Below are 16,045 nucleotides of genomic sequence, written 5' to 3'. Positions count from 1 at the left end.
TCGACGACCTGCCTCGACGCCCCGCTCGCCGGCCACCGGGCCCACCCCGGTCCGGCGGCCGATTCCTCAGGAGTTGCTGCCATGTCGCTGTCCCGCCGGGACTTCGTCAACCGTTCCACCCTCGTCGGGGCCGGCGTGCTGATCGCCGGCAGCGCGGAGGCGCTGGCCAGTGCCCCGGGCGCGATCGCCGCCCCGGCCGGTGGCGAGCTGCCGGACGCGGCCGCCGCCGCTGTCGCCGACGGCGCGCGCGCCGCCGTCGGCTACGGCCCGCTGGTGCAGGACCCGGCCGGGCTGCTGTCGCTGCCGAAGGGCTTCTCGTACAAGGTGGTGAACCGCGCCGGCGTCACCAAGCTGCGCACCGGCGAGTTCACCCCGAGCAACCACGACGGCACCTCCGCCTTCGAGGACGAGCGCGGCGGCAACCTGCTGGTCGTCAACCACGAGCTGTCCGGTGCCCGCGCCAACTGGCCGTACCCGGTGCCGCTGACCGAGGGCCACGTCTACGACCCGGGCGCGGCCGGCGGCTGCACCATCGTGCACGCCAAGCGGAACGGCTCGGTCGAGCAGTGGGTCGGCATCGCCGGCACCTCCACCAACTGCGCGGGCGGCGTGACCCCGTGGGGCACCTGGCTGTCCGGCGAGGAGACCGAGGACAGGGCCGGCAAGAACGGCTTCACCAAGGACCACGGGTACATCTTCGAGGTCGACCCGTTCGACGACGACTACAACCGCGACCCGCAGCCGGTGAAGGCCTTCGGCCGGTACGCGCACGAGGCCGTCGTGGTGGACCCGAAGCGCGGCCACGTCTACCTGACCGAGGACGCCTCGAACCCGAACGGCCTGCTGTTCCGCTGGACCCCGCCGGCCGGCTTCAAGCACGGCCGCTACCAGCTGCGCAAGCTGGCCGCCGACGCCGGCGTGCTGGAGGCCTTCAAGGTCTTCGACGCCCAGGGCAAGTTCGTCGACGACCTCTCCCGCGCCACCAAGGTCGGCACCACCTACGGCGCGGACTGGGTCAAGGTCCAGGACCGCGACGCCAGGACCGTCTCGGTCCGCAAGCAGTTCAAGGACGGCGAGGTCACCCGCGCCCGCAAGCTGGAGGGCATGTGGTGGGGTGACGGCGGCTTCTACTTCGTCTCCAGCTTCGCCCGCTCGGAGAGCCCGGTGCAGCACGACGGCCAGGTCTGGTTCTACAACCCGACCCGCCGCACCATCACCCTGAAGGTGCTGCTCGGCGTCAACACCGACGTCTGGGGCGACCACGACAACTTCGACGGTCCGGACAACATCACCGTCTCGCCGTACGGCGGCATCGTGATCGCCGAGGACGGCGAGGGCGTGTCGCACCTGTTCGGCGCCACCGAGGACGGGCTGACCTACTCGATCGCCCGCAACGAGCTGAACATCGGCACCGCCGAGAAGCCGGAGTTCAGCGAGTTCACCGGGGTGACCTTCTCGGACGACGGCAAGACCCTCTTCGCCAACATCCAGACCCCGGGCATCCAGCTGGCCGTCACCGGCCCGTGGCACCGGCTGAACGAGCACAAGCGCGGCCAGGGCTACGGCGAGTGACCCGGGGTTCGTAGTGTGAGGTGAATCGGCTGCCCGCGGTCACTCGTCCGCGGGCAGCCGCAGTTGCAGCATCGCCAGCAGGCGCTGCTGCGGCTGGGCGAGGTCGATGCCGGTCAACTGCTCGGCCCGGCGCACCCGGTAGCGCAGGGTGTTGGGGTGGATGTGCAGGGCGTCGGCGGCGACCCGGACCTCGCCGAGCGCGTCCAGCCAGGCCAGCACCGACTCGGCGAGCCGGGTGCCGTGCCGGCGGTCGTACGCGGCGAGCGCGGTCAGCCGGGGGTCGCGCAGGCCGGCGCGCTCCTGCAGCAGCGCGAGCATCTCGCTGACCAGCACCTCGGCCTGGACGTCGATCAGCGCCGCCACGTCGAGGTCCACCCCGCCGCGGCCCATCGCGTCCAGGATGCGGTCCGCCTGCGCGCGGGAGTCCGGCACCTGGGCCAGGCCGTCCACGGTCGAGCCGATCGCGGCGCGCAGCGGGACCCCGAGGTGCTCCCGGGCGGCCGTCACCACCTCGTCCGCCCAGCCGCGCACGGTGGCCATCGGCAGGGCGGACGGGAGCTCGGGCAGCAGCACGTACACCCGGGACTCGATCGGGGCGAGCAGCGCGGTGCGGTGCCGGGCGGCGGTGTGCACCGAGATCAGGCCGGTGACGTCGGAGCGGTGCAGTGCCTCGGTGGTGTGCGCGCTGTACGCGAGCACGGTGGCCGGGCGGCGCAGGTCCAGGCCCAGGTGGGTGGCGAGCGACTGCGGGCCGGTGGAGCCCTCCAGCAGGCCGGTGAGCAGGGTCCGGGTGAGCCGCACGTCGGCGGACAACTCGCGTCGGCGGCGCACCAGTTGGGCGGCGGCCACCCGGGCGGCGCCGACCAGGGCCTGCTCGGCGAGCGGCGCCAGCGGCTGCGCCCCCTCCTGTACCCAGATGGTGCCGAGCGGCTGCGCCCCGGCCCGGATGCCGATCGCCAGGCGGCGGCGCAGGCCGAGTTCGGGGTGCGGCTCGACCGCGATCGGGGCGTCCGAGCTGCGCAGGTGCTGGAAGATGCCCCACTCGCGGAGCTTGGACAGGTACGGCTCGGGGCCCTGCCAGCCGAGGATGGAGAGCCGGCGCAGGTCGTCGACCTCGTCCGAGTCGGAGGAGCGGGAGTACGCCAGCACCCGGCTGGAGGTGTCCTCGATCGAGACGATGCCGTTGGTGAGCACGGCGACGGTCTGGGCGAGGGAGAAGAGGTCACCCGCGTTGGGCTCGGGGGCGCCGGGGGTGTCGGGGGCGTCCGGGCCGGCGATGATCGCGCGGGCGAGCGAGTCGAGGTGTTCCCAGCGGGTCTCGCGGCGGACCGAGAGCAGGGCGACGCCCGCGTCGGTGGCGGCCTCGCGCAGCGCGTCCGCCTGTCCGGGGCCGTCCAGCTTGACGGCCACCGCCGCGGCGCCGGCCCGTCCGGCGGCGCGCAGGGCGGGGAGGGCGGCGCGGCCGCGGGCGCCGATCGCGAGGACGAGTTCGCCGGGGGCGGCGGTCGGCGGGTCCTCCGGGTCGAGGATCGCCACGTCGCGGACCGGGACGTCCAGGCCGTGCGGGGCGGCCTGCAGTTCGACCAGGGGTTCGCCGAGGGACATCAGGAGCTGCCGGAGCGGGAGGCCGGGGGTCGTCATCGGGCCTCCTTCATCCGCTCGGACAAGGCCGTGTGGTTGATTTTAGCCGGGCGGACAGCTTTTCGGTCCGGCTTTCGTAGATAGTTGACTCTGACTATTCAGGAATGGATAGTCGGTACTGACCAAGAGATGAGGACGTCTCGTGGCGAAGCGACGCAAGGTGTCGAACCCGCTGGCCCTCGCGGTCCTGGCCGAGCTCGTGGCCGAGCCGATGCACCCGTACGAGATGGGGCGCCGGCTCAAGGAGCACGGCAAGGACCGCAACATCAAGTACAACCGCAGCTCGCTCTACATGGTCGTGGAGCAGCTGCGGAAGGCCGGGTTCGTCGCCGAGCAGGAGACCGTCCGCGACACCCAGCGACCGGAGCGCACCGTCTACGCCGTCACCCCCGAGGGCAGGGCGGAGCTCCGCGACTGGATGCGCGAACTCGTCGCCGAACCGCAGCACGAGTACCCCGCGTTCGGGGTCTCGCTGTCGCTGCTCATGGTGCTCCCGCCGGCCGAGGCCGTGGAGCTGCTGGAGCAGCGCCTGGCCGCGCTGGCCGCCGAGGTGGCGGGCATCCGGGCGAGCCTGCGGACGGCCCTGGACGACGGCGTGGCCTGGATGTTCCTGATCGAGGAGGAGTACCGGGCCGGCGGGCTGGAGGCCGAGAGCCGCTTCGTCGAGCACCTCGTCCGACAGCTCCAGGAGCCGGAGTTCCTCCGGACCTGGCACGAGATCTTCGGGAGTCTGCAGTGAACGCAATCCGCACCGCGAAGAAGGCGCTGGTCATCGGCGGCGGGATCGCCGGACCGGTGATGGCGCTGGCCCTGCGCAAGGCCGGCATCGAAGCGGTCGTCTTCGAGGCCTACGACGCCTCGGCCGAGGGCATCGGCGGCACCTTCATGATCGCGCCCAACGGGCTCGACGCCCTGGCGGTCGTCGGCCTGGCGGCGGAGGTCGGGGCGATCGGGCAGCCGATCGGCCCGATGCTGATCGAGGACGGCAAGGGCGGCGTGCTGGCCGAGTTCGCCGGCCTCGCCGACCTGCCGCCCGGCCGGGTCATGCGCCGCGCCGAACTGTACGAGGTGCTCCAGCGGCGGCTGCGGGAGACCGGCATCGAGGTCCGGTACGGCAAACGGCTGGTCGGCGCGGAGGAGGGCGCCGACGGCGTCACCGCCCGCTTCGCCGACGGCGGCACCGCCACCGGCGACCTGCTGATCGGCACCGACGGCACCCGCTCCACCGTCCGCACGCTGATCGACCCGGCCGCGCCCGGCGCGCAGTACACCGGCCTGCTCGGCGTCGGCGGCTACAGCCCCCACCGGCTGCCCGGCCGGGCCGGACGCGGCGAGACCATGCACTTCGCCAACGGCGCCCGCGCCTTCTTCGGCTACTGGGGGCTGCCGGACGGCGCCGGGACGGCCTGGTTCAGCAACATCCCGCAGCCCGAGCAGCAGAGCGCCGAGCAGGTCCGCGCCGTCAGCCGGGAGGAGTGGCTGCGCCGGGTTCGCGACCTGCACGCCGACGACCTGCCCGCCCGGGACGTGCTGCGCGAGGCCGACGCCGACACCGTCGAGGTCTTCCCGCGGCTGGAGATCATGCCGTCCGTCCCGCACTGGTACCGCGGCCGGATGGTGCTGGTCGGCGACTCCGTGCACGCGCCCTCCAACAGCTCCGGCCAGGGCGTCTCGCTGGCCGTCGAGAGCGCCGTCGAACTCGCCCGCTGCCTGCGGGACCTGCCCGACCACACCGCCGCCTTCGCCGCGTACGAGGCGCTGCGCCGGCCCCGGGTCGAGAAGATCGCCGCCAACGCGGCGCGCACCAACGACCAGAAGGCCTCCGGTCCGGTCGGCCGGGCGCTGTTCCGGCTGCTCGCGCCGATCGCGATGCGGACCTTCATGAGCCCGGAGAAGATGCTCCGCCCGGTGCACGGCCACCGGATCGACTGGGACCGCCCGGTGACGGCGGCTCCCACCGCGACGGGCCGTCAACGGCGCGCCGTGACCGCGCCGTGACCCCTTCGTCGGGCCGGACAACGCCGTACGGGGGAATTTAGCCTTCCGGCCAATCAAGTGGCCCCGGGGGCAGGAATAGCGTTCGTGCTGTGGCCGGCGTGCGACCCGCGCCGGCATCCCCCCCGCAACAACGAAGGAGAGCGTGCGCTCTATGGACGCTGTGACCCAGGTCCCCGCGCCGGTGAACGAGCCGGTCCACAGCTACGCCCCGGGCAGCCCGGAACGGGCCCGCCTGGAGGCCAAGCTGAAGGAGCTGGGCGGCCAGGAGCCGGTCCAGCTGACCATGACGATCAACGGTGAGCGCCGCATGGGCGGCGGCGCCGAGATCCACGTCGTCCAGCCGCACAACCACGCGGCGAGGCTCGGCACCCTGCGCAACGCCACCCAGGCGGACGCGCAGGAGGCCATCGACACTGCCCTGGCCGCGGCCCCGGCCTGGCAGGCGCTCTCCTTCGACTCCCGTGCCGCGATCTTCCTCAAGGCCGCCGACCTGCTGGCCGGCCCCTGGCGCGAGACCCTGGCCGCCGCCACCATGCTCGGCCAGTCCAAGACCGCCCAGCAGGCCGAGATCGACACCCCCTGCGAGCTGGTCGACTTCCTGCGGTTCAACGTCCACTTCGCCCGCCAGATCATGGCCGAGCAGCCGATCTCCTCGGGCGGCGTGTGGAACCGCAGCGACCACCGCCCGCTGGAGGGCTTCGTCTACGCCATCACCCCGTTCAACTTCACCGCGATCGCCGGCAACCTGCCGACCGCGCCCGCGCTGATGGGCAACGTGGTGCTGTGGAAGCCGTCCCCGACCCAGCAGTACTCCGCGCACCTGCTGATGCAGCTGCTGCAGGAGGCCGGCCTGCCCAAGGGCGTCATCAACATGGTGACCGGCGACGGCCTGGACGTCTCCGCCGTGGCGCTCAAGCACCCGGCGCTGGCCGGCATCCACTTCACCGGCTCCACCGCCACCTTCCAGCACCTGTGGCGTGAGGTCGGCACCAACATCGCCTCGTACCGCACCTACCCGCGGATCGTCGGCGAGACCGGCGGCAAGGACTTCCTGGTCGCCCACCCGTCCGCCGACCCGGCCGTGCTGAAGACCGCGATGACCCGCGGCGCCTTCGAGTTCCAGGGCCAGAAGTGCTCGGCGCTCTCCCGCGCCTACGTCCCGGCCTCGATCTGGGCCGGCCTCAAGGACGAGTTCGCGGCCGAGGTCGAGGGCCTGACCATGGGCGACGTCACCGACCTGGCGAACTTCATGTCCGCCGTCATCGACGACCGCGCCTTCGCCAAGAACAAGGCCGCCATCGACCGTGCCCAGGCCGACCCCGGGGTCGAGGTCCTGGCCGGCGGGACGTACGACGACTCGGTCGGCTACTTCGTCCGCCCGACCGTCCTGGTCTGCGAGGACCCGGCGTCCGAGTACTTCCGTGACGAGTACTTCGGCCCGATCCTCGCCGTGCACGTCTACCAGGACGAGAACTACGAGGAGATGCTGGCCCAGATGGAGTCGGTGTCCCCGTACGGCCTGACCGGCGCGATCATCTCCCAGGACCGCGCGGCCGCCCAGGACGCCATGCACAAGCTGCGCTTCGCGGCCGGCAACTTCTACATCAACGACAAGCCGACCGGCGCCGTCGTCGGCCAGCAGCCCTTCGGTGGCGGCCGGGCCTCGGGGACCAACGACAAGGCCGGCGCCAAGCAGAACCTGGCGCGCTGGACCTCGACCCGCTCGGTCAAGGAGACCTTCGTCCCGCCGACGGACTACCGCTACCCGCACATGGGCTGAGTGCCCCTCCCGACCACATCGGTCACCTGACGCCCGGCCCCGCAGCCGGGCGTCGCCCGCCGGGGCGGCGGGCCCCACTCCCGTACCGCCGCCCCGGCCCCTTTCTGCCACCCTTAGAAGCACCAGCTCCAGGAGTCACGATGCTCCGTTCCGCCCTTCTCGCGGCCTCCCGGTCGCCGCAGGTCCGCACCGTGGTCGAGAAGTTCCCGCCGACCCACGCGATAGTCGAGCGCTTCGTCGCCGGTGAGGCCCTCGACGACGCCGTCACCGCCTGCGACGACCTGGTTGCCACCGGCCGCAAGGTCACCCTGGACCACCTCGGCGAGGACACCCAGGACGCCGCCCAGGCCGCCGGCACCGCCGAGGCCTACGAGCACCTGCTCAAGGCGCTCAAGGAGACCGGCCTCGCGGCCGGTGCCGAGGTGTCGGTCAAGCTGTCGGCCGTCGGCCAGTTCCTCCCGGTGGACGGCGAGAAGATCGCGCTGGAGAACGCCCGCCGCATCTGCGAGGCCGCCGCCGACGCGGGCACCACGGTGACCCTCGACATGGAGGACCACACCACCACCGACTCCACCCTCGCCATCGCGCGCGAGCTGCGGGCCGACTTCCCCTGGCTGGGCGTCGTGCTCCAGGCCTACCTGCGCCGCACCGAGGCCGACTGCCGCGAGTTCTCCGGCCCCGGCTCGCGCGTGCGCCTGTGCAAGGGCGCCTACAAGGAGCCCGAGTCGGTCGCGTACCAGGGCAAGCACGAGGTCGACCTCGCGTACGTCCGCGCGCTGAAGATCCTGATGGCCGGCGAGGGCTACCCGATGATCGCCTCGCACGACCCCAACATGATCAAGATCGCCGGCCAGCTCGCCCAGTGGAACGGCCGCAAGCGGGACTCCTTCGAGTACCAGATGCTGTTCGGCATCCGCCCCGAGGAGCAGCTGCGCCTCGCCGGCGAGGGCAACACCATGCGCGTGTACCTCCCGTACGGCCAGGAGTGGTACGGCTACTTCATGCGCCGCCTCGCCGAGCGCCCGGCGAACCTCACCTTCTTCCTGCGCGCCATGGCCACCCGCGGCTGACCCTGACGCCACGTCGAACGGCCCGCACCCCCGGTGGAAGGGGGGCGGGCCGTTTTCGCGTCAGAGGAACGGTTTGGTGTCCAGCTCGAAGCCGAAGGGTTCGGGCAGCGCGAGAGGCTCGCCGAAGGCGGCCAGATGGACCTCGGTGTACTCGTCGCGGTGGGGCTTGCCGAACAGGCTGATCTGCGACCTCTCGCGGTCGACGAGGAGGTAGAGCGGGATCGCGGCGCGGGCGTAGCAGTGGCGTTTGGCGATGCGGTCCTGGTCGGGCTTGCCGGACGTCACCTCCGCCACCATGGCGACACCGTCCGGCTCCATCCAGGACGGGGCGCCCCGGAAGAGGCGGAGATCCTCGGGGGCGAAGGTGGCATCGGGGATGACGTGGTTCTTCGGGCAGAGACCGCCACTCACGAGTCGAAGGCCCTTGCCGCCGGAAACGCTCATGTCGGTCGTGGAATGCCGGATCACCTGCTTGATCAGGTGACTGATGTGGTCCTCGTGATCGCCGTCCGGCGGTGGTGCCACGACGATCTCTCCCTCGATGAGCTCGGCTCGGAAGCCTTCGGGGGAGTGCAGGCTCAGGAAGCTCTCCAGCAGGATGTCGGCCTGCGACGGGGAGTCCGTGATCGGTTGCTCATGCGCCACAGCACTCATGATGCCCCTCCTTCAGATGGACGTCACGCTAGCGAGTGCCGAACCGGGTTATGCCGTGCACGGTTTGATTTCACTCGATGGTGTGGGTTTGAGTTTCGGACTAGGATCGGAGCTTGGTGAACTGGGCGTTTGGCGCGAGGAGTTGGGGATGCTGAAGGAGTTCGCGGGGCTGTCGACGCCGGTGGTGGCGGATGCGTGTGTGCGGTTGGGGGTGGAGCTGCGGGCGGCGCCGGTGGGGGTGGTGGCGGTGACGGCCGGGGGCCGGGTCGCCGGGCGGGTGCTGCCGGTGCGGCACTACGGGAGCGTGGACGTGTTCCTGGAGGCGTACGGTGCGGCCCGGGCCGGGGAGGTACTGGAGACGGCCGCCGCGATCGCCCGCACCGAGCGGGCGCAGGCCGAGCGGATCGCCGCCGGCGACACGCTGCGCCGGCAGACCGCCTTCGACGCGTACCTGGAGCGCCGGGCCGCCGACCCGTCGTACAGCTTCCGGCAGCACCTGCGGCGGGTCGGCGGGGCGATCGAGGAGTAGCGAAGTTCCCTACAGGGGCCGGTGCATGACGTGCAGGCCGACGTAGCCCTCGGTGGGGTGGTGGAAGCCCTCCGGGAGGGTGCCGATGACGGTGAAGCCGAGCGACTCGTAGAGCTTCACCGCGTGCTCGTTGGAGGCGACCACGGCGTTGAACTGCATCGCCCGGTAACCGGCTTCACGGGCCCACGCGATGGTGTACTCGGCGAGGGCCCGGCCGATGCCCCGGCCGGAGTGGGCCGGGTCGACCATGTAGCTGGCGCTGGCGATGTGCGAGCCGTTGCCCTGGTGGTTGCGGTTCATCTTGGCGGTGCCGAGCACCGCGCCGGTGGCCTCGTCGACGGCGACCACCGTGCGGTTCGGGGCCGTGAGCAGCCACCAGCCCCGGCCCTGCTCGAAGTCCAGGTCGAGCGGGAACGTGAAGGTCTCGCCGGCGGCGACGATGGCGTGGAAGAAGGGCCAGATGGCCGGCCAGTCCTCGGGGGTGGCTTCGCGGATGAGCATCCGCTCAGCATGATCCGCACCCGGCGGGCTGGGCAACTGCATTTCGGGACTCCGCCCGCCGGGTGCGGATCGTCCGGGCGTGGTCAGCCGAGGATGGCGTCCTCGACCAGGGCGGCCGCGTGGGCCTGGCCCTTGGCGTTGGGGTGCACCAGGGCGTAGTGCAGCGGGATGATGCTGGTCAGCACGCCGTCCAGCCAGTGGTCGTCGTCGCAGACGCTGTGGCCGGCGGTGGAGGGGTAGAGGTCGACGAAGGTGTCGCCGTGGGCGGCGGTCTCCTGGGCGATGACCGCGTTGAGCGGCTCCAGGATGGCGGTGCGGGCCCAGGCGAGGTCGCCGGTGGTGAAGGTGGCGAACTGGTGCAGGTCGCCGTACCGGCAGCGGGTGGCGTCCTCGGGGATGAGGTGCGGGTAGCCGACGGTCAGCAGCCGCGCGAACGGGGCCTTGGCGTGCAGCGCGCCGAGCATCTGGTCGTAGTCGCCGCGCAGTTGGTTGAGGCGCCCGGGCAGGCTCGCGTCGTACTTGTCCTTGCAGGGCGTGCCCTTGCCGAGGTTGCCCGCGCCGAGTTCGATGCAGGCCTTGAGGATCTCGGCGAAGCCGAGGGTGTTGCCGCCGACCCCGACGGTGATCAGGTCGGTGTCGGGGGAGACGGTGTCGATCTGCGGCGGGACCGGCGGGAAGGGGGCGTCGGGGTCGGTGCCGAAGGGCGGGAGCGGGCGGCCGAGCGGGGTCAGCTTGGTCTGGTAGACGTCCTTGGCGGTGGCGCCGCTGCAGCTGGCGTTGCGCAGGTCGAGCAGCGGGCCGAGGCGGCGGCGGATCACCTCGGGGTAGGAGAGGGTGGTGCGGGCGCAGCCGTCGTGGGGGTCGGTCTCGCCGCCGGTGGCCTCGATGACGCCGGCGGTGTAGGAGTCGCCGAGCGCGGCCCAGGTGAGGGCCCCGGCACGGCCGGACGGCTTGGCGGCGGCCTCGGCGGCGGACGGGGTGATCAGGCCGGCGGTGAGTGCGACGGCGCTGCCGGCGATGACCAGGCGGGACAGGAAGCGTGGCACGGTCTCTCCCTCAACGAGTGCGCGGGAGAGCGCGATTCACCCCCCTAGAGGTAGATCGAGTCGCCGTGTGGACGACTTGATGCCTCAGGAGGGTGAATTCGTCGGCGTGACCGTGACGTCGGGCCGTTCGGCCGGAGTGGGTCAGAGCAGGGCGGCGGACGGATCGGCCATCGCCCGGGCGGTCTTGGCGTCGACGTACTCGCCGAGCGCGGTCATCACCCACTCGCCGGACGTCTGGCGGACCAGCTTGCACATCACCACGCCGGTGCTCGGCTCGGAGTGGGTGAGGTCGAAGCGGACCAGTTCCTCCTCCGTCCGGGCGTCCAGCAGGCGGCAGTAGGCGTTCTTCACCTCGGTGAACCGCTGGCCGGAGAAGGAGTTGACGACGAAGACCAGGCCGGTGACCTCGGCCGGCAGGCCGTCCAGGTGCACGGTGATCGACTCGTCGTCGCCGGCGCCGCCGCCGGTGAGGTTGTCGCCGGAGTGGGCGATCGCGCCGTTGAAGACGGTCAGCTTCATGAACCAGGCCGTCTCCAGCTTCTTGCGCCGGGCGTCGAAGGCGAGGCAGGAGGCGTCCAGGTCGACGCTGCGGCCGCGGCCGGCGGGCTCCCAGCCGAGTGCCATCCGGACTGAGGAGAGGAAGGGGCGGCCGTTCTTCACCAGGGAGACCGAGCTGCCCTTGACCAGGCTGACCCGGCCCTTGTCCAGGGTGACCTTGGCGGGGGCGGGCGGCGCCGGCGGTGCGGCCGGGGGTGCTGGCGGTACGGGCTCGGTGGAGGCGAGGGCGATCCGCGGGTCGACGGGGGCCGGGACCGGGGCGGGGGCCGCCGGGGCCGCAGGGGTCGCAGGGGGAGCGACGGGTGCGGCGGGCGGCGCGGGCGGGATGGGCGCGGTCTGGGCCGGGGTGGCCGGGGCCGGGGCGTCGTCGACGGTGACGCCGAAGTCGGTGGCGATGCCCGCCAGGCCGTTGGCGTAGCCCTGGCCGACCGCGCGCACCTTCCAGGCGCCGCCGCGCAGGTAGACCTCGACCACGATGAGCGCGGTCTCCCGGCCCAGCTGCGGCGGGGTGAAGGTGACCAGGACCTGCCCGGTGTCGGCGTCGCGGACGGTGGCGGTCGGCTCCATTCCGGCGAAGGTGGCGGAGTCGTCGGCGGGGCTGGCGGTCACCACGATCTTGGTGATGTCGGCCGGGACGGCCAGGGTGTCGACGGTGATCGCGTCCGGCGTTCCGGCGGTGGCCGGGCGGTGGCTGACGCCGGGGCCGTGCGGGGCGTTGAAGAAGACGAAGTCGTCGTCCGAGCGCACCTTTCCGGCGTCGGTCAGCAGCAGACCGGAGACGTCCAGCGCCTTGGGTGCGGTGACCTCGACAGTCACCCGCGCGGCGGTCAGCGGGGCGTTGCCGCCTTGGGTCAGGACGGTGGACACGGACTCCTCCTCGGGTGCGGAACGGCGACCGGCCGGGGCCGTCGGGGCCGCCGGGCCGGGTGCTGCCCACAGTAACGAACGGGGGTGCCGGGATGAGCCCGTCCGGGGCGGTGACCTGTCGGATCGTCGGACGGTACGGCTGGGCCTCAGCGGGGTGCGATGGCCGGCGGCGCGGTGTTCTGCGGCGCAGTGTCTTGCGATGCGGTGGTGCGCGGTGCGGTGGTCGGCGGGAGCCCGGGCGCCTGCGGTTCGGCCGGCTGGGGCGCGACCGGGCCGAAGGAGCCGAGGGCGGCGACCGCCCGGGGGTGGTCGATGCCGAAGGCGGCGGCGCTCCAGCTCTCCAGCGCGACGGGCTTGCGGACCAGGCCGGACGGGCCGGACGGGCCGGATGGACCGGCGGTCGGGCGGGTGCCGCGCACGCCGAAGGCGTACCGGCCGGGCGGGACGTCGGTGCCGGCCGGGGTGGTGAAGCGGTAGACCAGGGTGCCGCGGTCCTGCTGGGCGGTGACGACCGCGCCGGGCAGATCGGTCCAGGCGGTGCCGCTGCCGGGGGCCAACTCGCCCGGGGAGAGCCGGAATTCGGCCTGAAGCGCGGTCAGCGGCTCGGCGACGGCGAGGTCGAGCTGGTGCCGGAGGCCGTCGCGGCCGAGCGGCGTGACGGTCGCGACGCCGACCAGGGCCTGGTCGACGTCCGGCGCGGTGTCCGGGTCGGCGCCCGGGGCGGGGGTGCCGGTGCCGGTGCCGTCGGAGGGGCCGGACGGGGCGGTGGACCCGCCCGGGGCGGGCGCCGGGCCGGACACCGGGCGGGGCCCGGGCGCGTGCGGCACGGTCGGCGAGGGGGAGGTCGAAGGCGTCGCGGCGGGTTGGTCGGTGGCGGGCACGCCGGGCTGGGCCGACGGCGAGGGCCCGGCGGCGGCGTCGGCCTGCGTGGCGGGCGTGCCGGTGTCGGCCGGCCAGGAGCCGGGCCCGCGGCCGGAGCCGCGATCGGCGGCGGCCTGTCCGCCGGTCTCCTCCGGGACCGCCGACCGGGTGCCGGACTCGCTGGGCGAGGCCGATCCGGAGGCCGTGCTCGACGCCGCCCCCGAGTGTTGCGACGGGGACCGGGACTCGGCGGGCCGGGGCGCCGAGGGCCGGCCGGTGGCCGGGGGATCGGTGGGGTTCTGCCCGGCCGGGACCTGGTCGGCGGCCGCCTGGGCCTGCTCGCCCGGAGTGGGCGTGGGTGGCGGAGTGGTCCCGACCCGGGCGACCCCGGCCCGCCGGCCCACGCCCTGCTGCTCGTTGAGCAGGAGCGTGGTGGCGATGCTGATGCCGACGACGGTGGACATCGCCATCGCGGCACCGGAGAAGCGCAGGGTGGGCAGCCGGAACCGGCCGCCGAACGGGCGCGGCCGCCCGTGCCGGCCGTGCCGTACGGGCTCGTGCTGCACGTCCCGTGCGGCGTCCTCGCGCACAGCCACCGGACCCCTCCCTCCCCGAAGTCGCCGTTGCGGTCGCGGTATTCTCCCACGCGCCGAGGCCGGGTCGGCATCGGCCGCCCGGGGTCGGTCGGCCGGGGGCCGGGTGGGGCCCGTGCCGGGAGGGGAGAGCGTACCAGCGGGTGATCGCATCCCGGACGGTTTCCATCCATTGCGTGGACAGCCGTTCGACATACGGAAGTTGACGATCCGTCTGACAAGGTCGGTCAGGGGTCTGCTCGCTCGAACGGAGGATATTGCAACCTCCTTGCAACCCTTGCCCGCCCGGCCCGCGGTGGACCAGGCTGAGGTCATCCCACGCCGTCCCGGAGAGACCGTCATGCCGCCCGACCCGCTGTCCGCAGCCTCCAGTCCACCCCTCGCCGCCACCCCCACGGGCGGCGATGGGGACGGCTCCACCGCCGCTCCGGCGGCGGTGGAGGAGGTGCTGACCCTACGGATCTCGCTGGGCGAGGAGGTGGTCGGCGAGGTGCGCACCCGGTTCCGGTTCGACGCCGCCCGCCCGTACGAGGTGGTGCTGACCTTCCACCTGGGGCGCTCGGACGAGGCCGACTGGGTGTTCTCGCGCGAGCTGCTGCGCGACGGCCTGCACACGCTGAGCGGTCAGGGCGACGTCAAGCTGTGGCCGGCGTACTGCCCGTGCCACGGCTCGACGTTGCACCTGGCGCTCGAATCGCCGCACGGCAGCGCCCTGCTGGAGGCCTCCAAGCCCCGGGTGCAGGCCTGGCTGGACCGTACCTACGCGCTGGTCTCCGTCGAGGCGGAGCGCGCCTGCGGCCCGACCGACGACCAGCTGGCCGCGCTGCTCGCGGGCGGCTGAGGCGCGGTCGGGGCGTCCCCGGGCGCGCGCGGCTGCGGGACGGACGCCGTGCCGGGCAGCCGGACCGTCCCCGCGGCCAGCCCGGCCCGCAGCCGCCGGACGGCCGGGGCCGAGGAGGCGGGCAGCAGGTCGTACGGGTCCTCCGGCCCGTCCACCGTGACCAGCACCGACTCGGCGAAGCGGTACGGCCGGTGGGCCAGCAGGCTGCCCAGGTAGCGGCGCAGCCGGGACAGCTCGGCGCGCACCGTCACCGTCCGGCCCGGGTCGCCGAACAGCGCCTCCGCGAGCTGCGCGGCGGTGCTGCCCTCGCGGCCGGTGGCGAGCAGGAGCAGCAGTTCGGCGTGGCGCGGGCTGAGCGGGTGCGACCAGCCGTCGGCAGCGCCCTGCACGGTCAGCTCCGGGCGGTCGTGGCGGCGCAGGTCGAGCCGGAGCCGGGCGCCCTCGGCCTGCTCGGCGGTCACCGTGCCGGAGCCGTCCGTCTCGGGCGGCCGGACCGGCCGGACCAGCCAGCCGTCCGCGAGCGGTTCCAGGGCGCACTCGCCGAGGCCGGGCACCCAGTGCACGGCGGCGGTGCCCCAGCCGTCGACCGGCACCCGCAGCCGGCCGAGCGGCGGCAGGCCGGCCGCGGCGGCGGTCCACCCGGCGGCGTCCACCACCAGGGCCGGGCCGGCCACCCGGGCGAGCATCGGGGCGGCCAGGGTGCGCAGCTGGTTCAACGCCTCCAGCCGGTGCGCGCGCAGCTCGGTCTCGGCGAGCCGGGCGGCGGTGGCGGTCAGCTGGAGCAGGTACGGGCGGATGCTGCGGGCCGGGCCGCTGAGGTTGATCGCGCCGACCAGCCGTCCGGTGCCCGGGTCGCGCACGGGGGCGGCCACACAGGTCCAGGAGTGGTGGCTGCGCAGGTAGTGCTCGGCGGAGTGGACGTGCATCGGGCGCTGGGCGCGCAGCGCGACGGCGATGCCGTTGGTGCCGACGCTCTCCTCGATCCAGCGGGCGCCGGTGAGGAAGCCGATCCGGTCGGCGCTGCGGCGCAGGCCGCGCTCGCCCTCCTGCCACAGCACGTGGCCCTCGGCGTCGGCGATGGCGAGGATCAGCGGGGTCTGGCCGACCGGCTCCAGCAGGGTGTCGCGCAGCACCGGCATGACCGCGTCCAGGCCGCTGGCGCGGCGGCGCTGCTCGATCTCGGCGGGGCCGAGGTGGACGGCGGCGGCGCCGGCGTCGGGGTCGAGCCCGAGGCGGCGCAGCCGGGCCCAGGAGTCGCCGATCTCGGGGCGGGGTTCGAGCCGGCCGGGGGTGGCGGGGTCGGGGGACAGGGGCTGGGCGAGTTCGCGGGCGGCGGCTTCGGCGAGGGTGCGCTCGTGGACTCTGGCCAGCTCGGCCGCGGTCGGCGGGGTGCGGCGTTCTGGTCGTCGGGACTGCCGTCCGGTCTGCCGCACTCGCGTTGCTCCTCGCCGCCGTTCGAGGACGCGCCGGGGTCGACGCGCTGACGAAAGAGTACGGGGGCGGTGGGTATCTGGGGATGGGGTCTGCCAACTCG

General features: G+C 73.5%; 14 protein-coding genes. 7 read left to right on the top strand and 7 right to left on the bottom strand.

Annotation, left to right across the window (positions count from 1 at the left end; all coding sequences use genetic code 11):
• Positions 1 to 81: 81 nt before the first annotated feature.
• Positions 82 to 1,572, top strand: coding sequence for an alkaline phosphatase PhoX (locus tag ACIOJE_RS23975; protein WP_280678071.1), 1,491 nt, complete (start codon positions 82 to 84; stop codon positions 1,570 to 1,572).
• A 39-nt stretch (positions 1,573 to 1,611) separates the two neighbouring features.
• On the opposite strand, the gene ACIOJE_RS23970 is transcribed toward ACIOJE_RS23975, so the two are convergent.
• The gene (locus ACIOJE_RS23970) at positions 1,612 to 3,213 is read right to left on the bottom strand and encodes a helix-turn-helix domain-containing protein (RefSeq protein ID WP_280678073.1); all 1,602 of its coding nucleotides are present in this window, start codon (positions 3,211 to 3,213) and stop codon (positions 1,612 to 1,614) included.
• A gap of 142 nt (positions 3,214 to 3,355) precedes the next feature.
• On the opposite strand from ACIOJE_RS23970, the gene ACIOJE_RS23965 reads away from it, so the two are divergent.
• The 4 genes from ACIOJE_RS23965 to ACIOJE_RS23950 all read left to right on the top strand — a co-directional run bounded on the left by ACIOJE_RS23965 (position 3,356) and on the right by ACIOJE_RS23950 (position 8,061).
• Complete coding sequence (locus ACIOJE_RS23965) at positions 3,356 to 3,952, top strand: PadR family transcriptional regulator (RefSeq protein ID WP_280678075.1); 597 nt, start codon at positions 3,356 to 3,358, stop codon at positions 3,950 to 3,952.
• A complete protein-coding gene (locus ACIOJE_RS23960; RefSeq protein ID WP_400778683.1) occupies positions 3,949 to 5,211 on the top strand; it encodes an FAD-dependent oxidoreductase in 1,263 nt (420 codons plus the stop codon). Before ACIOJE_RS23965 ends, ACIOJE_RS23960 begins: the two co-directional genes overlap by 4 nt.
• 151 nt (positions 5,212 to 5,362) lie before the next feature.
• Positions 5,363 to 6,991 carry an L-glutamate gamma-semialdehyde dehydrogenase gene (gene pruA / locus ACIOJE_RS23955; RefSeq protein ID WP_400778681.1) on the top strand — a complete coding sequence of 543 codons (1,629 nt, stop codon included), beginning with the start codon at positions 5,363 to 5,365 and terminating at the stop codon, positions 6,989 to 6,991.
• Positions 6,992 to 7,131: 140 nt separating this feature from the next.
• Positions 7,132 to 8,061: a proline dehydrogenase family protein gene (locus ACIOJE_RS23950; RefSeq protein WP_280678081.1), complete on the top strand. Its 930-nt coding sequence runs from the start codon at positions 7,132 to 7,134 to the stop codon at positions 8,059 to 8,061.
• Between the two features lie 60 nt (positions 8,062 to 8,121).
• Here ACIOJE_RS23950 and ACIOJE_RS23945 read toward each other — a convergent pair whose 3' ends face one another.
• The gene (locus tag ACIOJE_RS23945; protein WP_400778679.1) at positions 8,122 to 8,715 is read right to left on the bottom strand and encodes a Uma2 family endonuclease; all 594 of its coding nucleotides are present in this window, start codon (positions 8,713 to 8,715) and stop codon (positions 8,122 to 8,124) included.
• Between the two features lie 148 nt (positions 8,716 to 8,863).
• Here ACIOJE_RS23945 and ACIOJE_RS23940 point away from each other — a divergent pair, with 148 nt between their 5' ends.
• On the top strand, positions 8,864 to 9,244 hold the full coding sequence (locus ACIOJE_RS23940; RefSeq protein ID WP_400778677.1) for a hypothetical protein: 381 nt from the start codon (positions 8,864 to 8,866) through the stop codon (positions 9,242 to 9,244).
• Positions 9,245 to 9,253: 9 nt separating this feature from the next.
• Here ACIOJE_RS23940 and ACIOJE_RS23935 read toward each other — a convergent pair whose 3' ends face one another.
• The 4 genes from ACIOJE_RS23935 to ACIOJE_RS23920 form a co-directional block, all read right to left on the bottom strand.
• Positions 9,254 to 9,745, bottom strand: a complete 492-nt coding sequence (locus tag ACIOJE_RS23935) for a GNAT family N-acetyltransferase (RefSeq protein ID WP_400778674.1) — start codon at positions 9,743 to 9,745, stop codon at positions 9,254 to 9,256.
• A gap of 83 nt (positions 9,746 to 9,828) precedes the next feature.
• A complete protein-coding gene (locus ACIOJE_RS23930) occupies positions 9,829 to 10,791 on the bottom strand; it encodes an SGNH/GDSL hydrolase family protein (RefSeq protein WP_400778671.1) in 963 nt (320 codons plus the stop codon).
• Between the two features lie 141 nt (positions 10,792 to 10,932).
• The gene (locus ACIOJE_RS23925) at positions 10,933 to 12,204 is read right to left on the bottom strand and encodes a TerD family protein (RefSeq protein WP_400778789.1); all 1,272 of its coding nucleotides are present in this window, start codon (positions 12,202 to 12,204) and stop codon (positions 10,933 to 10,935) included.
• 158 nt (positions 12,205 to 12,362) lie between these two features.
• The gene (locus ACIOJE_RS23920) at positions 12,363 to 13,673 is read right to left on the bottom strand and encodes a hypothetical protein (protein ID WP_400778668.1); all 1,311 of its coding nucleotides are present in this window, start codon (positions 13,671 to 13,673) and stop codon (positions 12,363 to 12,365) included.
• Between the two features lie 337 nt (positions 13,674 to 14,010).
• Between ACIOJE_RS23920 and ACIOJE_RS23915 the strand changes: the two genes are divergently transcribed.
• Positions 14,011 to 14,511, top strand: a complete 501-nt coding sequence (locus ACIOJE_RS23915; RefSeq protein ID WP_400778665.1) for an SsgA family sporulation/cell division regulator — start codon at positions 14,011 to 14,013, stop codon at positions 14,509 to 14,511.
• Here the strand turns inward: ACIOJE_RS23915 and ACIOJE_RS23910 are convergent.
• A complete protein-coding gene (locus tag ACIOJE_RS23910) occupies positions 14,430 to 15,944 on the bottom strand; it encodes a GAF domain-containing protein (protein WP_400778662.1) in 1,515 nt (504 codons plus the stop codon). The genes ACIOJE_RS23915 and ACIOJE_RS23910 overlap by 82 nt on opposite strands.
• Positions 15,945 to 16,045: the final 101 nt, after the last annotated feature.

Origin of the sequence: Kitasatospora sp. NPDC087861, from assembly GCF_044742585.1 — a bacterium.
In the GTDB taxonomy this organism is placed as follows: Bacteria; Actinomycetota; Actinomycetes; order Streptomycetales; family Streptomycetaceae; genus Kitasatospora.
The sequence above is the reverse complement of the archived record's forward strand: the minus strand, read 5'-3'. Positions and strand labels throughout refer to the sequence as shown.

Excerpts from the sequence above, each read along its gene's own strand:
- ACIOJE_RS23945 (WP_400778679.1), bottom strand. The coding sequence starts at position 8,715 with ATGAGTGCTGTGGCGCATGAGCAACCGATCACGGACTCCCCGTCGCAG.
- ACIOJE_RS23915 (WP_400778665.1), top strand. The coding sequence starts at position 14,011 with ATGCCGCCCGACCCGCTGTCCGCAGCCTCCAGTCCACCCCTCGCCGCC.
- pruA (WP_400778681.1), top strand. The coding sequence starts at position 5,363 with ATGGACGCTGTGACCCAGGTCCCCGCGCCGGTGAACGAGCCGGTCCAC.
- ACIOJE_RS23935 (WP_400778674.1), bottom strand. The coding sequence starts at position 9,745 with ATGCTCATCCGCGAAGCCACCCCCGAGGACTGGCCGGCCATCTGGCCC.
- ACIOJE_RS23975 (WP_280678071.1), top strand. The coding sequence starts at position 82 with ATGTCGCTGTCCCGCCGGGACTTCGTCAACCGTTCCACCCTCGTCGGG.
- ACIOJE_RS23950 (WP_280678081.1), top strand. The coding sequence starts at position 7,132 with ATGCTCCGTTCCGCCCTTCTCGCGGCCTCCCGGTCGCCGCAGGTCCGC.
- ACIOJE_RS23970 (WP_280678073.1), bottom strand. The coding sequence starts at position 3,213 with ATGACGACCCCCGGCCTCCCGCTCCGGCAGCTCCTGATGTCCCTCGGC.
- ACIOJE_RS23940 (WP_400778677.1), top strand. The coding sequence starts at position 8,864 with ATGCTGAAGGAGTTCGCGGGGCTGTCGACGCCGGTGGTGGCGGATGCG.